Origin of the sequence: Jiella flava, from assembly GCF_017349315.1 — a bacterium.
Lineage (GTDB): Bacteria > Pseudomonadota > Alphaproteobacteria > Rhizobiales > Rhizobiaceae > Jiella > Jiella flava.
In genome coordinates this window covers 28,027-47,338 of the sequence record NZ_JAFMPP010000022.1, presented here as the reverse complement: position 1 = coordinate 47,338, position 19,312 = coordinate 28,027, and the positions used below count along the sequence as shown (strand labels likewise).

Here is a 19,312-nt window from a genome sequence, read left to right as displayed (position 1 = left end):
GATCAGGCTGTGCAACCCTGACCAGCTCCGCCTGATCGGGCGCTATCCGCCGTGCCCTTCATCATCCCCAAAACCGGGGTCCTTTTTAGATGAAAATAGAGGGTCCCGATTCAGTGGTCATTGACACCCTGTTCGCCTCCATCTCGATATACGTTGCGTTTGGTTTCGATTTCCCCCCGGCGCGTCATGCCGGCAACGGATCCGTGCCGCGATCGAGCAAGGCCAGATAGTCCGAATACGCGTAGATCCGGCCGCGTTGCCGTCCCGTGGTCTCGCGCACGACGTTGATCTTGGCGAGGTTTTCCAGCGCCGTGCTGGCGGTCGGGAAAGAGACGGCGAGTTTCTCGGAGACAGTCTGGATGGTGACGATCGGGCTGGCTTGCATCAATTCGTGGACACGGAGCGCGGATGGGGCCGCGCGGCCGAGGCCGGCGATCTGCTGTCGGTGAGCATCGAACATGGCGATCAGATCGCGCGCCGTCGCGGAGGCTTGTTCAGCGGTCTCCGCGACGCCGGTGAGGAAGAACTCCATCCAGGTCTCCCACGTCCCGGCCTGGCGGACCTCCTGCAAGAGCCGGTAATAGTCGTCGCGCCGCGACTTTAGAAACAGGCTGAGATAGAGGATCGGCTCGCGTAGCACCCCCGCCTCGCACAGGATCAGCGTGATGAGCAGCCGACCCAGGCGCCCGTTGCCGTCGAGAAAAGGGTGGATCGTCTCGAACTGAACGTGGGCGAGGCCCGCTCGGATGAGCGGGGGCAGCGCCGCATCCTCGCTGTGCAGGAAGCGCTCGAGCGCATCGAGGCATTCGTCCAGTCGATTGGGCGGCGGCGGCACGAACAGGGCGTTGCCGGGCCGGGTTCCGCCGATCCAGTTCTGCGAGCGGCGGAACTCGCCCGGTTGCTTCGCGGCGCCTCGTCCCGACTTGAGCAGGATCGCGTGCATTTCGCGGATCAGCCGGAGCGAGAGGGGAAATCCGCCGCGCATCCGGGAGACGCCGTGCTCGATCGCCGCGACGTAGTTCGAGACCTCGGTGACGTCGTCGAGTTCGACCGCCGGCGCCTCGTGATTTTCGAACAGAAGCAGATCGGAAAGCGAGGATTGCGTCCCCTCGATCTGTGAGGACAGCAGGGCTTCCTTGCGGACGTACATGTAGAGGAACAAAGGCGTCGAGGGCAGGATCGTCGTCACGCCGTCGAGGCGCCCGACCGCGGCGATGGCGCGTTCGTAGACCTGCATGAACCGTCCGAGTTCGAGCGGCGGCTTCGGCGGCAGCGGGGCAGGCACATAGGCGCGCACGCGCTCGCCTCCCGCGCTCGTTTCGACATAGGCGCCGAGCCTTTGGTTCTCTCCGTCCGCCACGCGCGATCCTTTAATTAGCCTCATCACTATTAAAGCATAATGCCATATATCTTAATAGCGAGCGCGGCTAATTCAAGGCTGCCGGCATGAGGATGCGTCCGCAGGCGCGGGCGGTTGGAAGCACGACAGGACGAGAAAGTGGGCTGGCTCGACATCTTCGAGCCCTCAGCCAACCTAATCCGACTGGCGCCACAAGGCGCACATCTAGGGAGGTTGGCGCACCCGACACGATTCGAACGTGTGGCCTCCACCTTCGGAGGGTGGCGCTCTATCCAGCTGAGCTACGGGTGCATCTCAATTTCGCCTAGCCCGACCGACCCATGAGGGTCAACGGATTCGGCCTTCACAAACCAGTCCTGCATCGCGGTCGCCGGGCAACTACGCCCCGCTACCCGCTGTTCCGCCCCCGTTCTCCGAAAACTGCTTACGCGGTGCTTACGCGAAAAATCTTCGGGGTTTGGCGGCGCTTGCAAGATCACTCAAGCTACTGTTTTCACGAACCTTTCTTCAGTTACTCACTCACAGAACACCCTTGACATCAGCCTTCGGAGGGCAGCGCTCTATCCAGCTGAGCTACGGGTGCCCGGGGCGGCGCAAGGGGGCCGCCTGATTGGCTGAGCATCCCCCTAACCCATCTGCGGCGGCACGGCAAGACGAAGCGTGTTGCAGCGGGGCGCAAGAGGATGGCATATCCGATCCCAGTTCGCCGTGCGTCCACGAGGCTGCACGGTGCGCTATCTGATTGACGCTAAGCAGCGGTCCGTCGGTCCGGTCTGCCTGCCCTGCCCGGCGTGCTGCGGTTTGTCCGGCGGTGGCACCGTCCTATTGGTCGAAGCCCGCGGGTCGAGGCGCCGGATCCGGGCTGTCATCTCATCGCGATGGGAATAGCCGATGCCGCCCCTTGAACCTGCGCCCCGCCATCGCCGCCTTCGGCAAGTCAGCTTGCTTTTGTGCGGCGGTGTCGTCGTCGCCACGGCCGGCTTCTTCGCCATCGGCCCGGCCAGGGTCTGGCGCTGGGCCGCCGGACCGGCCGATCAAGGCCCGATCGATTTCGCCAGCCTGCAGCGCCGCAGTGCTCCGAACGACGCGCTCGCCTGCTCACCCAACCTCTGCAGCCAGCCCGTCGATATCGTCCTGCCGCTCTTTGCCGTCTCCCCGGCAACGCTGATGGTTCGGCTCGACGCGCTGATCGTGACGATGGGATCGGCCAAAAGGGTCGACCGCCGCTTCGACGCCGCCTATCGCCGCTATGTCTTTCGCTCGGCGATCTTCCGGTTTCCCGATACGCTCGACGCCCGCGCCATGCCGACCCATGACGGCCGCACGGCGCTCGAACTCTATTCTCGCTCGCTGATCGGCCGCGGCGACTTCGGCGTCAACCGCGCCCGCCTGCAAACCATCGCCACCGGATTGAACCGCGCGATCGCCCAGCACCTTATCGACGCCCAAGCGGCCTTGCCGCCCGCCCGCCAGTCCGGCTGACGCACACGCTGCCCACCGCCGCTGAAGCGCCCATCCCTTTCGCCTCGATGCCATCGTCTCGTTCGACCGAATCGGCGCCAAGACCATGGCGTGCTCACGCCGTCGCCACGGCGGGATGGACGCGCTTTCGGCGGCGCGGTCCGCGCAGCGCGTCACCGGCAATGGCGGACCCGATCGCCTTGGCGCAGCGACCGCCGGACGCTCAAGCAGCGGCGTCGATCCGCGGCAAACCGCCCGTGTCGGCGATGAACCGGATGATGTCGCCAACGCCCTGTCCCCGCGAAAGATCGGTAAAGATCGTCGGCAACGCCCCGCGGCCGCGTTCGGCGTCGGCCCGCATGCGTTGCAGATCGGCGCCGACATACGGGGCGAGATCGGTCTTGTTGACGAGGAGGAGATCGGAGCGGGTGATCGCCGGGCCGCCTTTCCGCGGAATGTCATCGCCCTGGCAGACCGAGATCACATAGATCGAGAGATCCACGAGGTCGGGCGAAAAGGTCGCCGCGAGATTGTCGCCGCCGGATTCGACGAGGACCAGATCGAGATCCCCGTATCGCCGGTTGAGTTCACGGATGGCGGCGAGATTGAGCGAGGCGTCCTCGCGGATCGCCGTGTGCGGACAGCCGCCGGTCTCGACGCCGATGATCCGGTCCGCCGCCAGCGCCTGCATCCGGACCAAGGCGTCCGCGTCCTCACGCGTGTAGATGTCGTTGGTGACGACCCCGATCGACCAGCACTCGCGCGCCGCCTTGCACAGCTTCTCCGTCAGCGTGGTCTTGCCGGAGCCGACCGGCCCGCCGATTCCGACCCGCAAAGGGCCATGTCTGAGCGTCATGAGCGAAAGAGCCTCGTGCCGAGCGTTTCGTGCCGCATCGCAGCAATGTCCGAGACTAAAGCGGCCGAGCCCAGATCGTCCAGCGTCGCTTCGGCAGCCCGCGCGCCCGAGGCGGTGATCACCGGGCCGAGATCGCGCAGGATCGGCACCCAGGCGCTCTGGCCGAGCGGCACCAGCCGGACGGCGGCGAACACCAGTGCGCTGACGAAATTATGCGCATGGGCGGTCGCAGCGTCGGTGAGCGGCAAGCCGACAACCGCAGCGACACCACCAACCGCGATCGGCAGCGGCAGCCGATCGTCAAGCAGCAACGGCGCCTCGCTCCAGGGCCGCGCGGCAGCGTGATAGGCCTCGCCCAACCGCAGCGTTTCGTCACGCCGTTCGGCGCTGCCCGCCAAGGCCGTCGCCAGCGCCGCGAGTTCGCCGAGCGCCACGGCGTCGCCAAGCCGGGTTGCCCGATACGCCTGCGCGAAAAGGACAAAATCGTTCCAGCCGCTACCGCGCGAGACCAGTACCGAGATCCAATCGCGGACTGCATCTGCATCGCGCAGCCGCCCATCGGCGACCGCCGCCTCGATCCCGTGGGAATAAGCAAAGCTGCCGATCGGAAAGGCCGCCGAGAACAGGCTGAGCAGCGTGGTGAGACTGCCGTCCACCGCGCCCGCCGTAAGGCCGCCTGCGCTCAGCCTGGCCTGGTCGCCGCCTGTCAACGCGCCGCCTCAGCCGGCATGATGATGGCCGTGATAGGCGCCGCCCTCCGGATCGAAGGCGGCCTCGACCTCCACGATCGTCGCGTCCAACCCGATCAGCATCTCGTGGATCACCGGATCGCGACGAATGAGCAAACGGTCGGCAAAGATCTGAGCCGGCAGATGGCGATTGCCGATCTGCCACGCGAGTACGGCCAGATGCGCGCCTTCGCGGGCACGGATTTCGTAGAGCGGCTCGGGCTTGGCCTTGACGCAGATCAGCTGGCCGTTGTCGAGTTGAATGCCGTCGCCGTCACGCAAGAGCACCGCGTCCGGCAGGTCGAGCAGGAAGGCGATGCCACCGTCGGAGACCATTGCCATACGCCGGCGATGGCGCGCCTGTTCGTCGAGCGTGATGGTATCGGCCGCCTCTGTCCATTCGCCGCGCTGCACGACCGACGTCCCAACGATCATTGACAGTCCTTTCCGGTTCAAATCACCGCCGGCCGCCCGATCCGAACCGGTGGCCGCGCAGACTTCGCGCGCCGGGCGTCCGATAAGACGCACACAGGACGCGCGCTCGGATTGAGTCGACGGCATCGGCAAGGTAGTGCGCCGGTCGCGCCAACGAAAGACGGCCATCGGGTTTTGTTGCAAATGCCAAGGGCGCAGCCGACGGAGCGGCACGGACCGCTGCCGTGCCCGAACGGCCAACCACGCCGCCATTCCCGACAGGGCCGATGGCTCGATCAAGCCGTCATCATGGCCGTCACAGCCATCGATGCCGATCGGGTCGATCACATCGGCCTTCAGAACAAGAAATAGCGCTGGGCCATCGCCAGTTCCTTGGCCGGTTCGCAGGTGAGAAGCTCACCGTCGGCGCGCACCTCGTAGGTTTCGGGATGAACCGTGATGGTCGGCGTTGCGGCGTTGTGGATCATCGCCGCCTTGCCGATGCCGCCGCGGGTATTCTGGACCGCCAGAAAGGTCTTCTCACATCCGAGCGCATCCCGGAGGCCCTTGCCCATCGCCGCCTCGGAGACGAAGGTGACGCCGCTTGCGGCGACCGCCTTGCCGAAAGCGCCGAACATCGGCCGGTAATGCACCGGCTGCGGCGTCGGGATCGAGGCGTTGGGATCACCCATCGGCGCGGCGACGATCGAACCGCCAAGCAGAACCATCATCGGCTTAACGCCGAAAAACGCCGGATCCCACAGGACGAGATCGGCGCGTTTGCCGGGCTCGACCGAGCCGATCTGTGCCGACATGCCGTGGGCGATCGCCGGATTGATGGTGTATTTGGCGACATAGCGCCTGGCGCGGAAATTGTCGTTGTCGCCGGTCTCCTCCGTCAGCCGGCCGCGTTGGCGCTTCATCTTGTCGGCGGTCTGCCAGGTGCGGATGATCACCTCACCGACCCGGCCCATCGCCTGGCTGTCCGAGGCAATGATCGAAAACGCCCCCATGTCGTGGAGAATATCCTCGGCGGCGATCGTCTCCTTGCGGATGCGCGATTCGGCAAAGGCGATGTCCTCCGGGATCGACGCGTCGAGATGATGGCAGACCATCAGCATGTCGAGATGCTCTTCCAGCGTGTTCACCGTATAGGGCCGCGTCGGATTGGTGGAGGACGGCAAAACGTTCGGCAAGCCGCAGACCTTGATGATATCCGGTGCGTGGCCGCCGCCTGCGCCTTCAGTATGGAAGGCGTGGATCGTGCGGCCCTTGAAGGCGTCGACGGTGTTTTCGACGAAGCCGCTCTCGTTCAGCGTATCGGTGTGGATCATCACCTGCACGTCATGATCGTCAGCGACCGACAGGCAGTTGTCGATCGCCGCCGGCGTCGTGCCCCAATCCTCGTGGAGCTTGAGCGCGCAGGCGCCGCCTTCGACCATTTCGACCAGCGGCGCCGGCAGCGAGGCGTTGCCCTTGCCGGAAAAGGCAAGATTCATCGGAAAGGCGTCCGCCGCCTGGATCATTCGGCCAAGATGCCAAGCGCCGGGCGTACAGGTGGTGGCCAGCGTGCCGTGGGCCGGCCCTGTGCCGCCGCCGAGCATAGTGGTGACACCGGAATAGAGCGCCTCGTCGATCTGCTGCGGGCAGATGAAGTGGATATGGCTGTCGAAGCCGCCGGCGGTGACGATCTTGCCCTCGCCGGCGATCGCCTCGGTGCCGGGCCCGACAACGATGTCGACATTCGGCTGGGTGTCCGGATTGCCGGCCTTGCCGATCGCCGCGATGCGGCCGTCGCGAAGGCCGATATCGGCCTTGTAGATGCCGGTGTGATCGAGGATCAGTGCATTGGTGATCACCGTGTCCACGGCTCCGTCGGCGCGCGAATGCTGGGACTGCCCCATGCCGTCGCGGATCACCTTGCCGCCGCCGAACTTCACCTCCTCGCCATAGGTGGTGAGATCCCTTTCAACCTCGATGAACAGCTCGGTGTCGGCGAGCCGGACTTTGTCGCCGGTGGTCGGGCCGAACATGGCGGCGTAGGAAGCGCGGGAAATCTTGGCAGGCATAACGTCTCTCTCGTGAAAGCCGGCGATGGATCGAGAATGGCGCCAGGCAAAACCGCAACGCAACCGGTTCAGCATAAGTCGGTCGCGAAAGCTTGTCTTCACGCGATCAAAGCCTCGCACTAGCTTTCAGGAGATCTGGAGCCAGGCCCGGCCCTGATTTTGACGGCCAGCGCCCCCAGCTCGCCTTTGATGGAGACCGCCATTCGCCGCCTGATCGCCTTTGTCGCCCTGATCGCTCTGCCGTTGCCGGCCGTCGCGCAGCCCTATGATCCCGGCCCCGGCATCAGCGTTCCCGGCTCATCGATGGCGGGACAGCGCATCGGCGGCGCGCCCGTGATCAAGCGGAAGGGTATTCCGAACGCCAAAATCTTCGGCGACACGGTCGAAGAGCGCGCTTATGGCCGCCCCTACGACAACAGCTATCTGCATCCGAAGGTACCGCGCGGTGCGAGCGGTTTTGGCGAGGCCGAGCGCGCCGCGCGTGACGGCGACGCCCGCCTCAGTCCCGATGCCGCCGAGGATTTCGCCCGCGGCGGGCCGAATGCGATCGGCGCCAGCGGCGTTGCTCGCGGGCGGTCGCTCGGCCATCGGTCCCAAACGCCGCCGCACCGGTGATGAAGGACCCGTTCGGCAATGGAACTTCCGCCCTTGTCATTGAATTCTTGAGGTGAACTGACCATTCTGCTTCGATATCGAAGCGGGCATCCCTGCCATGGAGACGATCCGATGCGGGCCATTTTGTTACCGCTCTTCGCCGCAGCCCTGCTTCCGGCCTTCACTGTGATGGGGCCGGCATGGGCGCAAACGACCTCTCCGGTGATCTCGTCCGGGAGCACGACGACCAGCTCCGGCTCTCCGACCGGCAGCGTTGGATCCGGCGACAACGCCTCGCCGTCTTCGACACAGCTGCGCGCCACCGAGGGCTCGGCGACGATCAACAGCTCAAATGTCGACGCCTATTCGCGCTCCGGAAACATCGGTACCAGCGCCACCAACACGCTCGGCATCGCCGGCGACGCGAGCGGGCAGTCCTACGGTTCAGCGCAGCTCGCGCCGGAACCGACCCGAATGCCGCGCCTCCCGACGCCAAAGGTCGGCATCGACCTCAGTGCAATCCGCTCGGGTCTGGAAGCCGCGCCAAGCGCGACACCGGATGCCGCCGGCAATTGACGCCCCAAAGGCGTCGCGACCAGCGGCGGAGGCGGCCGTCAGAGGCCGCCCATCACCTTGGCATTGAAGCCAAAGACTTTTCGAGCCCCGCGCAGCGCGATGAGATTGACCTCACGGGTCTGCCCCGGCTCGAAGCGCACCGCGGTTCCAGCGGCAATGTCGAGGCGCATGCCGTGAGCCGCCTGCCGGTCGAACTGGAGGGCCGGGTTGGTCTCGGCGAAATGGTAGTGGCTGCCGACCTGGATTGGCCGGTCGCCGCTGTTGCTGACGGTGAGGACCAGAGCCTCCTGCCCCGCATTCAGCGTCAGCTCGCCGTCTTCGGTCATGACCTCACCAGGAATCATCCGCGATCTCCTCAATCAGGCGGGCACGGCCCGCAGCGTGGACACGCGCCGCGCCTCGACAGGCATCCCGATCCTGCGCCGACACGCGCCGACGCAAGATCTACCGAAGCCGATCAGGCAGCAAAGAGCAACAGGCCGGTGGCGGCTCCGGCCCAGCCGACGGCGCGAATCGCGATCGGCCGGGCGTGGCGCACGGCCTGCGAGCCGAGCCAGAGCCCTGCCCCATGCAGCGCGGCGGTTGCGGCGGCAAAGCCGCAGGCGAAGGACAGAGCGCCGGCGGCGCCGAGTTCCGAACCGTGGGCATGGCCGTGGAAGACCGCGAAGATCCCGACGATGGCGACGGCGGCAAGGCTCGGCACGCGAACCGCCAGAGCGACCAGCAGGCCGATGGCAACGACGGATGCGAGGATGGTCGGCTCGACGAAGGGCAGCGACACGCCGGCCATCGCCAGCGCGAAACCGGCCAGCATCATCACCAAGAAGGCGGCCGGAATGACCAAGCGGCCGGCGCCCCTGAAGGTCGCGGCCCAGACACCGACGAGCAACATCACGACGATATGATCGAGCCCAGTCAGCGGGTGCGACAAGCCGGCGAGCAGCGATCCATGCTCGGCGGGGTTGAAATGGGCGAAGGCCGGCAGCGGCGTCGCGAGCAGCGCGGCGAAAGCGAGAAGCGTACGTTTCGGCATGGTGTCCCCTGAAAGATGGTCTGACGGGCGCCCCGATTTGGGTCACGCCTGAGCCGTCATGGATTGCGTGAGCCTGAGCACCGTTCTCCCAGAAGGACAGAGAAACAATGCTCTAAGCCGTTGATCGCAAGCATCGAGCCTGACCGGACATCGATTTCGATCGTCCCCCTCGATGCTTGAAACCGGCAGTATCCCGAAGCGGCATGCCGCCGGCTGCAACGGATGATGATGTTGCCCGAGCCCTTGCCTGTCAAAGGCTTTTCGAAACTGCGTGAAATTTATTCACCCTGCGAATGAAAACACCGCCGATCACGACCGCTCCCGTGGGATCGGATCGTGTCAACCTTGATGCTCGCCCATACGAAACCTCTTCCTCACCAATTCGTTCTATTGATATCCGGTCGCCACAGCGACAATTATGACCAAAGGGAAGAAAAGCGCGGCACTCAGATCGAGGCAGCTTTCCGCAACAGGTTGGAGATTGCAATGAGCCGACCCATGCTCTGCGGTCTGGTTGTCGCCGCTGCCATTGCGGCTTTCGCTGCACCCGCGGGGCTCAATCAGCCCCTGATCGTCCGCGTCGTCACTATCGGCGAGAAGACCGGCCCGGCCTTCTATTCGCTGGTCGAACAGGGTTACCGCTTCATCGGTGCGCAGCCGATGCAGGTTCCGATTGCCGAAGCGTTGAAAGAGCCGCACGAGGCCGCCCCCGCCCGTGCGTCGATCATGACCGCCGAAGCCGTAAACAATTAAGATCGCCGTTCCCAATCGGCGGTACTAACCGGTCGCAGCCAGGGCAAAATGTCCTGTCGATCATCGCGCTTACCATGCAAGCTGCCGTTTGATCGCCACCGCCAAGCCGATCGGCTGAAACTGGAAACGCCACGATGCCGCTGCGCTGGGCCGCTGTCTAAAGCATTCGGCCCGAAGATCGGAGTGTGCGTCCTCTCGAATGCGCGGCGCGCTACGGCGTCTTCAATAGTCGTTGAAGATACTCGCGCTCCTGCTGCGGCGAGAGCTGATTGCCGAGCCGCTTGCGGATTTCGTCGAGGATGCGGCGCGCGCGCTGGGTGTCGATCTCGTCGGGAATGCCGACGTCCTCGCCGAAATCCGGACCTTGGGTGTTGCGCTCGCGGCCGAGCGGGTCGCGGTTCGATTGGTTCATCTGCCGCCCGCCGAGCCCTTGGCCGCGCATGCCCGGCTGACCGGGCTGGCCTTGACCGCCCTGCTGCATCGCCTGCTGCATCTGCTGCATCATGTCCTTGGCGCCACGCCGGAGCGCATCCAGCGCCTTGCCCTGATGGCCAAAGGCCTCGCCGTCCTGGCCCTTGCCGAGCGAGCCCTCGGCCCTCCCCATCTGCTTGCCGGCCTCGCCGAAATCGTCGGAAGGCTTCATGCCCATGCCGTTGAGCTGCTGACCCATCCCGTCGAGTTCCTTTTGGAGCTGACCCTGCTGCTTCTGCAGCTGTTTCATCATCTCCTGCATCTGTTCGGCGGTCATCTCACCGCCCGGCTGACTCCGCTCGCCGGGCTGGCGGCCGCTTTGCTGATCTTGCTGCCCCGGCGATTGCTCGCCCTGTTGCGGGTTTTGTCCAAGCTGCTGCTGCTGGCGGAAGATCTGGCGGCCGAGATCGTAAGTCTGGTCGCGAAGCTTCTGCTGGCGCTGCAGAAGGTCGCCCATCTTGTTCATCTGCTCCTGCATCGGATTGGGCTGGCCCTGCCCCTGTTGCTGCTCCTGACGCATGGCCTGCAGATTGTCCATCATCTGCTGCAGTTCCGAGAGAAGCTGCTTTGCGGCCTCCTTTGAGCCGGATTTCGCCAGATCCTCGATCCGATCGAGCATCTTCTCAAGATCCTGCGGACGCAGCTCCTGCATATTCTGGGACTGCATCTGCTCCGGGCTCATTGGCGGCTGATTGCGCATCTGCTCGGCCAGCGTCTGCATATAATCCTGCATCGCCTGGCGCAGATCCTTCATCAGCTTGTCGATTTCCGCGTTCGACGCGTTGTTCTCCAGAGCGTCGGCGAGCCGCTCGCGCGCGTCGCGCAGCTTGCGCTCGGCCAGCGACAGATCGCCGTCTTCGATGCCGAGCGCGATCTCCCACATGAAATCGGCGGCCGAGCGCAGCGTCTCGTCGTTCTTCGCATTGGCAATCCGCGTGCGCACCGCCTTGAGTGCCAGATAGTTCGACGGATTGGGGATGAACTCGTCGCCGCGCAGAGTGATCGCGTCGAGCATATCGACCACCCGATGCGCCTGATTGGCATCGAGTGCGAGGATCCGCCGCTCTTCGACCACCGCCTTGGCCAGCGGATTGACGAAGCGGCGCTCGGGTAAGGTGATCGTCTTCGGCTTCGACTTACCGATCTGCCCGGCATCGTCCTCGGCAATCAGTGTCAATGTAACCTTCGCCCCGGCATAGGGGCTTTCGGTCAAATCAACGCTGGTCTTGGCGTCGGCCTTGCCCGCCTTGTGCCGCGGCAGAGCCAAGCGGATCTCGGGGGCCGGATACAGCGGCCGGCTCTCACTTGCGTTGGCGGTGTCGACGACGATCTCGCCGCGGGCCTTGCGCACGCCGTAGTCATCGGAGACCACATAAGCGAGCTGTAAGGCGCCATTGCGCGCTTCGCTCGGCTCACCCTTGAAAGCGATCTTCGGCGCATGGTCGGGCGTGACGTCAAATTGCCAAGCGCCGAGCGACGAAAAACCCGTCGCGACTGTCGCCGCGCCGCCTTCGCGCAGCGTGTATTCATATTCGCGCGGCCCGTCGGGTGCAGCATCCGCTGACGAAGCGCCGGCGGTCTTCGTCGTGTCGGGCTGGGCTTTGCTGGCCTTCGAGGTGTCGGACGCCGCCGCGGCGTCCTTTGCGGCCGTCACGGCCTCCTTCGACAGGATGTCGACCGGCTTCGCGTCGGCGCCCCTCGGCGCAAAACGCACCGTCACACCGGCGCCATCGCTCACCCGAACCGCGAATTTCGAGCCCTGTGGCACGGTGATCGGCTTGGTGTCGTCAGCGGTCAGGAAAATCGGCGCCCGCCGCGTATAGGCAGGCGGCGTCACCCAAGCGTCCAGCCGCCGCCCGGCCACGGCCACCGGCTCGATGGCTGTGAACGCGTCGCCGATCCGCCCGCCCTCGGGGCCGAAGGAAAAGGCAAAGGCCGTCACCAGCAACAAGGCGACCAGCGCGCGCAGGCCGAAGGGATCGAACCGTTCGCTGCGCGTCGTCGGCCTGCCAGCGGAGAGATTGCGAAGCTCCCTCGCCATCCGATGCTGATGCTCGCGCCACAAAGCGGCGGCGAAAGGATCCTCGGAGCCCGGCTTCTCGCCCTGGGTGCGCAGTGGCTGATGGCGCAGGCGGCTGGTCGTTTCGATCCGCGCGTCCACCTCACCCGGCTTCGGCAGCTTGAGCCGGCGCAGCGGCCAAAAGGCGGCGACCGCGAGGACCGTAAGGACCGTTAGCGCACCCAGACGCAGCACCGACGGCATGTCGCGGAAAAGACCGAACCAGGCGAGGGTGAGGAACAGCGCGCCCGCAATCGACACACCAAGGATGGTCGGCCACAGTCGTTCCAATAGGATCGACGCGTAGGCGGCGCGGCGGATCCATCCCAGACGCTGCATGAGCTGCCCTTTCGATGCCGCGCCCTGATCGGCCATACCCTCTCCTACCTCGCCTCGTCGACCCCCAACCCTACCAGGATTTGCGGCGAAGTGGAGGCATCTGACGGGACTGTGAAGATGCTTTTGCGTCAGACAGTTACGTCAAGGGCCATGGCTTGACGTCAACGGTCGAATGCCGCTCTCAGTCCGCCGGCTCACCACCCAGCCACTCCGGCAGCCGGTCGAGGCCGATCAGTTCGTCGATGGTCTGGCGCGGCCGCACCACGGCAAAGCTGTCGCCCTTGACCAGAACCTCGGCAATCAGCGGCCGGGTGTTGTAGCTGCAGGACTGCACCGCGCCGTAAGCACCTGCGGACGACACAAAGACGAGATCACCGGCTTTCACCTTGCCCATCTCGCGGTTCTTGGCAAAAAAGTCGCCGCTTTCGCAGACCGGCCCGACAACGTCGACGATGAAGCGCTCCATGTCGGGCGTCTCATCGACCGGGGCGATATCGTGCCAGGCCTCATAGAGCGTCGGGCGAATCAGATCGTTCATCGCCGCGTCGAGAATGACGAAGGTCTTGCCCTCGGCCTCCTTCACATAGACGACGCGCGACACCAAGATACCGGCATTGGCGGCAATCAGCCGCCCCGGCTCGAACACCACCTTGCAGCCGAGATCGCGAACATGGCGCTTGACGATTTCGGCATAGGCCAGCGGCTCCGGCGGCGGCTGATTGTCGCGCCGATAGGGCACGCCGAGACCGCCGCCGAGATCGACATGGCTGATTTCGTGGCCCTTGGCGCGCAAATGCTTGACCAGGCTGGCGAGGCGATCGAAAGCCCGGTCGAAGGGCTCCAGCGCCTCGATCTGGCTGCCGATATGCATATCGATACCGCTGACCGCGATACCTGGAAGTGTGCGGGCGCGCTCATAGACCGCTTCGGCGCGATCGAAGGCGATGCCGAACTTGTCGCTCTTCTTGCCGGTGGAAATCTTGGCATGGCCGCCGGCATCGACATCCGGATTGATCCGGAACGACACATGCGCGGTGACGCCCTGCTCGCTCGCCCGAGCGGAGATCGCCTCCAACTCCGGCTCGGACTCGATATTGAAGCAGAAGATCCCCGAGGCGAGGGCGACGTCGATCTCCGCGACGGTCTTGCCGACGCCGGAGAACATGATCTTCTCGGCCGGAATGCCGGCCCTCAACGCCCGGATCAGCTCGCCGCCGGAGACGACGTCAGCCCCCGCGCCAAGCCTGGCCAGCGTGGCGAGAACCGCCTGATTCGAATTGGCCTTGACCGCGTAGCAGACCAGCGCGTCGATGTCGGCGAAGGCATCGGCGAACACCTGATAGTGACGGGCAAAGGTCGCAGTCGAATAGCAATAGAACGGGGTTCCGACCTCGCGCGCGATGGTCTTGATCGGCACGCCCTCGGCATGAAGGCTGCCGTTGCGCAGTTCGAAATGGTTCATGACGGTGGGGGGTCCGAAATTAGAGCGCCAATGATTGTGGCGGGATCAGTGCCGCAAGCTTCGTCGTCGCGCAAGCGGTCGACCGGAAACACGACGCCCGCCATCGGCAGCGAGGCCAGAGGGAACGCCGCGCCTGAATAGACCGTGTGGCTCAGCAACGGACCGATTGAATGGACGCTCTGTCACGCCGGCAGGGCGTTGCCCGTCCTCAGTTCAGCAGCGGATCGAGGAAGAATGGTTTCTTCGGGGCGTCGTTGCGCGACACCTCGGCGGCGCTGATCGACAGGTTCTTGTTCGATGAGGTCAGCTGTTCCGGTCGCAGCGCCGCGGCCGTGCTGCGCGTGCCCTTGCTGGACGTCTCGCCGGTGACGACGGGCGGCACCTTTTTGGTCGTCGGCCCCACCGGCAGATTCTTCACGCCGCATCCGGCCAGAAGCCCGGTTGCGAGAAGGCATGCCGAAACCAGCGTCCTAAATCGCTTTTTCATCTCTGACCGCCCCACGCGTCCCCCGCCCGTTCCTTCACCGCGTTTGGTGATACAAAGTTCCAAGAGCAAAAGCACCTGCCGCGCGGTTCAAATCGCGTCAGAAACCAGCCGCTGTCGCCAGGAGGCCACGTGTTGGCGCACATTATCGGGCGCCGTGCCGCCAAAGCTCTTGCGGCTGCGGACCGAGGCGTCGACACCGAGAACGGCATAGACGCCCTCGCCGATGCGGCCGTCGAGCGACTTCAACACGTCGAGCGGCAGATCTTCGAGGCCGAGGCCGGAGCCCTCGGCGAGCGACACCGCGCGGCCGGTGACGTGATGGGCCTCGCGGAACGGCATGCCGAGCTCGCGCACCAGATAATCGGCAAGATCCGTCGCGGTGGAATAGCCGTGGCCGGCCGCCTTGCGCATCGCCTCTTCATTGACCTTGAGATCGCGGATCATGCCGGTCGCGGCAGCGAGCGCCAGAGCCAGCGAATCGATCGCGTCGAACACCTGCTCCTTATCCTCCTGCATGTCCTTGGAATAGGTCAGCGGCAGGCCCTTCATCACCGTCAAAAGCGAAATCAGCGCGCCGTTGATCCGGCCAGGCTTGGCCCGCACCAGCTCGGCGGCATCCGGATTGCGCTTCTGCGGCATGATCGACGAGCCGGTCGAGAAGGCGTCCGAGAGTTTGACGAAGCCGAATTGCGGCGTCGACCAGATCACGATCTCCTCGGCAAGCCGCGACAGATGCGTCGCGCAGATCGCCGCGACCGACAAAAACTCCAGGGCGAAGTCCCGATCGGAGACCGTGTCGAGGGAATTGCGCGTCGGGGCGGAAAAGCCGAGGGCCTCGGCCGTCGCCTGGCGATCGATGGCAAAGCCGGTGCCGGCCAGCGCCGCCGCGCCAAGCGGGCATTCGTCGAGCCGCTTCAAGGCGTCACGGCAGCGCGAGCGATCGCGTGCGGCCATCTCGACATAAGCGAGGCAATGGTGGCCGAACGTAACCGGCTGAGCGACCTGCAGATGGGTGAAGCCCGGCATCACCGTCTCGGCGTGCGCCTCGGCCTTATCGAGAAGCGCGACGATGAACTCCCCGAGCTTGGCCTGAAGCGCCTCGAAGGCGCCCCTAACATGCATGCGAAAATCGAGTGCGACCTGGTCGTTGCGCGAGCGGGCCGTGTGCAAGCGGCCGGCTGCCGGACCGATCAATTCGGCCAGCCGCGCCTCGACGTTCATGTGGATGTCTTCGAGCTGTCGCGAAAACTTGAACGTTCCGGCCTCGATCTCGGCTTCGATCCGGGCGAGACCGTCGACGATTTTGGCAACGTCCTCGGCGGAGACGATGTTTTGCTTGGCGAGCATTTGCGCATGAGCCTTGGACCCGGCGATGTCCTCGCGGTAAAGGCGTCTGTCGAAATCGATCGAGGCGTTGATCTCCTCCATGATCGCGTCAGGGCCGGAGGCGAAGCGTCCGCCCCACATCTCGTTGCTGGTGTTCTGGCTCATCGGTTCCGTCGGACGAAGATCTGGGAGTAATTAAAACATGACGGCGAAGACATCCGGGCGTTTCGACAAGCGCCTCATCGGCATTGCGGCGCTTGCGCTGGTGCTCGGCATCGCGGTCGGTGTCGGCGTGCTATACGTGACTGAAGGCCGATCTGGCAACGCGGTCGCCTCGAATTGCCCGCTGGACAAGAAATTTGCCGACGCCGTCGATCAGAACGCCAAAGGCGAAGTCGCCGCCGTGCACGCGCTGGCGACACCGTTCGATATGAAGGCCATCGCCTTCAAGGACGCGGACGGCAAGGACACGACGCTGACCGATCTCACCGGCAAGACACTGCTCGTCAATCTCTGGGCCACCTGGTGCGTGCCCTGCCGCGCCGAAATGCCGGCTCTCGACACGCTTCAGGCCGAGGCCGGGGGCCAAGGCTTTTCCGTCATTCCGATCAATGTCGACAATGGCAGCGACGCCAAGCCGAAAAAGTTTTACGCCGAGACCAAGCTGAAAAGCCTGCCCTTCTATCACGACGGCACGCTGGCCGCCTTCGATACGCTGAAGTCCCAGGGCATCGCCTTCGGCCTGCCGGTGTCGCTGCTGGTCGGCCCCGACGGCTGCGCCCGCGCGGCGATCACCGGCCCGGCGGAATGGGCAAGCCCCGACGCCCTGCGGCTGATCAAGGCGGTGATGTCCTCCGTGGGCGACAAGGCCGCGCGCAACAAGGCGGCGCGAAGCCCCGCCGGTGAAACCGGATTTGCGCCACCGTCACGAGGCGCCTGAACTCCGCCCTCGCGAGCGCCGCAAACGTCGACGCCGCTCGGGAGCACCGGCCATGACCATGCCGACAATCGACGACAAGGGCGTCGTGACCCTCGACGACACGCTGCTCGAGCTTCTCGGCGGCCACCGGGGCGAGGAGATCGAGGCGGTGCGGGATGCCGGTGGCGGCGTGGTTCTCAAAGCCAAGACGCTGACCGAAACCGCCCCGACACCTGCGCCGGCGCCAAGCGGCCGGCTCGAGGACGTGTTCAGCAGCCTGAAGCGCTATTACGACGGACCGCCAATCTCGATCGACGAAATCAACGAGATCATCGCCGATGCTTGGGCGGGCAAACGGTGAAGATCGCCTTGCTGCTTTCAGACGCGATCGCGCCGTGAGCGCTTACCGCGTTGGCACCGGCTCCTCGCCGCGATAGTCGTAGAAGCCGCGGCCGGCCTTGCGGCCGAGCCAGCCGGCTTCGACATATTTCACCAGCAGTGGGCATGGGCGATATTTCGAATCCGCCAAGCCGTCATAGAGCACCTGCATGATCGACAGGCAGGTGTCGAGGCCGATGAAATCGGCGAGCTGCAGCGGCCCCATCGGGTGGTTGGCGCCAAGCTTCATTGCCGTGTCGATTGAGGTCACCGATCCGACACCCTCATAGAGCGTGTAGATCGCTTCGTTGATCATCGGCAGCAGGATGCGGTTGACGATGAAGGCCGGAAAATCCTCCGAGACGGTGATCGTCTTGTCGAGCGCGGCGACGAAGACCTTGGCGGCCTCGAAGGTTTCCTCTTCCGTTGCGATGCCCCGGACCAGCTCGACGAGCTTCATCACCGGCACCGGGTTCATGAAATGAATGCCCATGAAACGCTCGGGCCGGTCAGTCGCTGCCGCCAGCCGCGTGATCGAGATCGACGAGGTGTTGGTCGCCAACATCGCGCCGGCCTTCAGATGCGGGCAGACGTCGCGATAGATCTTGCGCTTGACCGCTTCGTCCTCGGTCGCCGCCTCGATGACGAGGTCACGATCGCAAAGCTCGGCGAGATCGGTCGTGCCGCTGATGCGGGCCAGCGCCTCGGCCTTGTCGGCTTCCGTGATCTTTTCGGATGCGAGCTGACGGCCCATCGACTTGTCGATACGCCCCAACCCGGTCGCGATCCGATCCTCGGCGAGGTCGTAGAGCTTGACGTCAAAGCCTGAGAGTGCCGCAACATGGGCGATGCCGGCCCCCATCTGTCCCGCGCCGATCACGCCGACCGTTTTGATCTCACTCGTCATTTCGCGCTCTCCCATCGCGTTTCGCTGCATTGCAGCATAATCGCCGACGAAGCGACGATCAAGCAAAGGCGGGAGCTCAGAGCTTGTCCTTCATCTCCGGCAGCGCCTGGAAGAGATCGGCGACCAGACCGTAATCGGCGACCTGGAAGATCGGGGCGTCCTCGTCCTTGTTGATCGCAACAATCACCTTCGAATCCTTCATTCCGGCAAGATGCTGGATAGCGCCGGAAATGCCGGCGGCGATATAAAGCTCGGGGGCAACCACCTTCCCGGTCTGGCCGACCTGCCAGTCGTTCGGCGCATAGCCGGCATCGACGGCGGCGCGCGACGCACCGACGGCTGCGCCAAGCTTGTCGGCAAGCGGCAGCACGACCTCTTCGAACTTCTCCTTCGAGCCGAGGGCCCGTCCACCGGAGAGGATGACCTTGGCGGCCGTCAGCTCCGGACGGTCGCTCTCGGCGAGCCGCTCCTCGACGAAGCGCGACAAAGCCGGATTGCCGGCGGCGTCGACCGGAGCGATCTCCGCCGAGCCGCCCTCGCCCGACGCCTGGAAGGACGAGGTGCGCACGGTGATGACCTTCTTGGCGTCCTTCGACTTCACCGTCTGAACGGCGTTGCCGGCATAGATCGGCCGCTCGAACGTGTCGGAGGAGACCACGGCGATGATGTCGGAAATCTGCATGACGTCGAGCAGCGCGGCGACCCGCGGCGCAACGTTCTTTCCGGTGGTCGTCGCGGCGAAGACGATAGCCTCATAGTCGCCGGCGAGCTTCACCACGAGATCGGCCAGCGGCTCGGCCAGACCGTGCGCATAGGCCTCGTCATCGACGGTCAGCACCTTCGCGGCGCCATCGAGCTTGGCAGCGGCTTCAACAACCGCGCCAGCGCCCTGGCCGGCAACCAGAACATGGACGTCGCCGCCAAGTTTGGCAGCGGCCGCAAGCGCCTTGCCGGTCTGCTCGTTGAGAGCCGCATTGTCATGCTCGGCGATCAGAAGTGTCGTCATCTCGTTTTCCTCGGGTAGCCCGGCATCCCCATCGTTCGGAGTTCATCGGGCGCATCGACCGGTCGAATCATGGATTTGCCGTTTGACAGGAGAGGGGCGACGGGTGCCGCCCTC

General features: G+C 64.9%; 18 protein-coding genes, 1 tRNA gene and 1 pseudogene. 6 read left to right on the top strand and 14 right to left on the bottom strand.

Going from position 1 to position 19,312, the window contains the following annotated elements; all coding sequences use genetic code 11:
* Window positions 1-184: 184 nt before the first annotated feature.
* Together J1C48_RS18035 and J1C48_RS18030 are read right to left on the bottom strand one after the other, a co-directional pair.
* Window positions 185-1,360, bottom strand: a complete 1,176-nt coding sequence (locus tag J1C48_RS18035) for a Fic family protein (RefSeq protein WP_231081888.1) — start codon at window positions 1,358-1,360, stop codon at window positions 185-187.
* Between the two features lie 214 nt (window positions 1,361-1,574).
* Window positions 1,575-1,651, bottom strand: a tRNA-Arg gene (locus tag J1C48_RS18030).
* A 600-nt stretch (window positions 1,652-2,251) separates the two neighbouring features.
* On the opposite strand from J1C48_RS18030, the gene J1C48_RS18025 reads away from it, so the two are divergent.
* On the top strand, window positions 2,252-2,842 hold the full coding sequence (locus J1C48_RS18025; RefSeq protein WP_207259393.1) for a DUF1499 domain-containing protein: 591 nt from the start codon (window positions 2,252-2,254) through the stop codon (window positions 2,840-2,842).
* A 202-nt stretch (window positions 2,843-3,044) separates the two neighbouring features.
* Here the strand turns inward: J1C48_RS18025 and ureG are convergent, their stop codons facing one another.
* The 4 genes from ureG to ureC form a co-directional block, all read right to left on the bottom strand.
* A complete protein-coding gene (gene ureG, locus J1C48_RS18020; protein ID WP_207259392.1) occupies window positions 3,045-3,677 on the bottom strand; it encodes an urease accessory protein UreG in 633 nt (210 codons plus the stop codon).
* A complete protein-coding gene (locus J1C48_RS18015) occupies window positions 3,674-4,333 on the bottom strand; it encodes an urease accessory protein UreF (RefSeq protein WP_207259391.1) in 660 nt (219 codons plus the stop codon). The genes ureG and J1C48_RS18015 overlap by 4 nt, the downstream gene beginning before the upstream one ends.
* Before the next feature lie 63 nt (window positions 4,334-4,396).
* Window positions 4,397-4,840, bottom strand: coding sequence for an urease accessory protein UreE (locus tag J1C48_RS18010; RefSeq protein ID WP_207259390.1), 444 nt, complete (start codon window positions 4,838-4,840; stop codon window positions 4,397-4,399).
* A gap of 335 nt (window positions 4,841-5,175) precedes the next feature.
* Complete coding sequence (gene ureC / locus J1C48_RS18005) at window positions 5,176-6,888, bottom strand: urease subunit alpha (protein ID WP_207259389.1); 1,713 nt, start codon at window positions 6,886-6,888, stop codon at window positions 5,176-5,178.
* A 189-nt stretch (window positions 6,889-7,077) separates the two neighbouring features.
* Here ureC and J1C48_RS18000 point away from each other — a divergent pair, with 189 nt between their 5' ends.
* Window positions 7,078-7,503: a hypothetical protein gene (locus J1C48_RS18000; RefSeq protein WP_207259388.1), complete on the top strand. Its 426-nt coding sequence runs from the start codon at window positions 7,078-7,080 to the stop codon at window positions 7,501-7,503.
* Between the two features lie 111 nt (window positions 7,504-7,614).
* Window positions 7,615-8,058, top strand: a complete 444-nt coding sequence (locus tag J1C48_RS17995; protein WP_207259387.1) for a hypothetical protein — start codon at window positions 7,615-7,617, stop codon at window positions 8,056-8,058.
* A 38-nt stretch (window positions 8,059-8,096) separates the two neighbouring features.
* Here the strand turns inward: J1C48_RS17995 and J1C48_RS17990 are convergent, their stop codons facing one another.
* Window positions 8,097-8,402 (bottom strand): urease subunit beta, encoded by a 306-nt coding sequence (locus J1C48_RS17990; protein WP_207259386.1) that lies wholly within the window; start codon window positions 8,400-8,402, stop codon window positions 8,097-8,099.
* Between the two features lie 113 nt (window positions 8,403-8,515).
* Window positions 8,516-9,091 carry a HupE/UreJ family protein gene (locus J1C48_RS17985; RefSeq protein ID WP_207259385.1) on the bottom strand — a complete coding sequence of 192 codons (576 nt, stop codon included), beginning with the start codon at window positions 9,089-9,091 and terminating at the stop codon, window positions 8,516-8,518.
* Between the two features lie 336 nt (window positions 9,092-9,427).
* Here J1C48_RS17985 and J1C48_RS17980 point away from each other — a divergent pair, with 336 nt between their 5' ends.
* Window positions 9,428-9,844 (top strand): hypothetical protein, encoded by a 417-nt coding sequence (locus tag J1C48_RS17980; protein ID WP_207259384.1) that lies wholly within the window; start codon window positions 9,428-9,430, stop codon window positions 9,842-9,844.
* 211 nt (window positions 9,845-10,055) lie between these two features.
* Here the strand turns inward: J1C48_RS17980 and J1C48_RS17975 are convergent, their stop codons facing one another.
* From J1C48_RS17975 to argH, 4 genes are all read right to left on the bottom strand, one after another.
* Window positions 10,056-12,749: a TIGR02302 family protein gene (locus J1C48_RS17975; RefSeq protein ID WP_207259383.1), complete on the bottom strand. Its 2,694-nt coding sequence runs from the start codon at window positions 12,747-12,749 to the stop codon at window positions 10,056-10,058.
* A gap of 145 nt (window positions 12,750-12,894) precedes the next feature.
* Window positions 12,895-14,175, bottom strand: a complete 1,281-nt coding sequence (gene lysA, locus J1C48_RS17970) for a diaminopimelate decarboxylase (protein ID WP_207259382.1) — start codon at window positions 14,173-14,175, stop codon at window positions 12,895-12,897.
* A 208-nt stretch (window positions 14,176-14,383) separates the two neighbouring features.
* Window positions 14,384-14,593: a hypothetical protein gene (locus J1C48_RS17965; RefSeq protein ID WP_207259381.1), complete on the bottom strand. Its 210-nt coding sequence runs from the start codon at window positions 14,591-14,593 to the stop codon at window positions 14,384-14,386.
* Window positions 14,594-14,749: 156 nt separating this feature from the next.
* Window positions 14,750-16,153 (bottom strand): argininosuccinate lyase, encoded by a 1,404-nt coding sequence (gene argH / locus J1C48_RS17960; RefSeq protein ID WP_207259380.1) that lies wholly within the window; start codon window positions 16,151-16,153, stop codon window positions 14,750-14,752.
* A gap of 37 nt (window positions 16,154-16,190) precedes the next feature.
* Between argH and tlpA the strand changes: the two are divergent.
* Both tlpA and J1C48_RS17950 read left to right on the top strand, forming a co-directional pair.
* A pseudogene (gene tlpA / locus J1C48_RS17955) lies at window positions 16,191-16,832 on the top strand (thiol:disulfide interchange protein TlpA); the annotation flags it as partial.
* 148 nt (window positions 16,833-16,980) lie between these two features.
* Window positions 16,981-17,268, top strand: a complete 288-nt coding sequence (locus J1C48_RS17950) for an AbrB/MazE/SpoVT family DNA-binding domain-containing protein (protein WP_207259378.1) — start codon at window positions 16,981-16,983, stop codon at window positions 17,266-17,268.
* Between the two features lie 42 nt (window positions 17,269-17,310).
* On the opposite strand, the gene J1C48_RS17945 is transcribed toward J1C48_RS17950, so the two are convergent.
* Complete coding sequence (locus J1C48_RS17945; protein WP_207259377.1) at window positions 17,311-18,192, bottom strand: 3-hydroxybutyryl-CoA dehydrogenase; 882 nt, start codon at window positions 18,190-18,192, stop codon at window positions 17,311-17,313.
* 76 nt (window positions 18,193-18,268) lie between these two features.
* Window positions 18,269-19,198 (bottom strand): electron transfer flavoprotein subunit alpha/FixB family protein, encoded by a 930-nt coding sequence (locus tag J1C48_RS17940; RefSeq protein ID WP_207259376.1) that lies wholly within the window; start codon window positions 19,196-19,198, stop codon window positions 18,269-18,271.
* Window positions 19,199-19,312 lie beyond the last annotated feature (114 nt).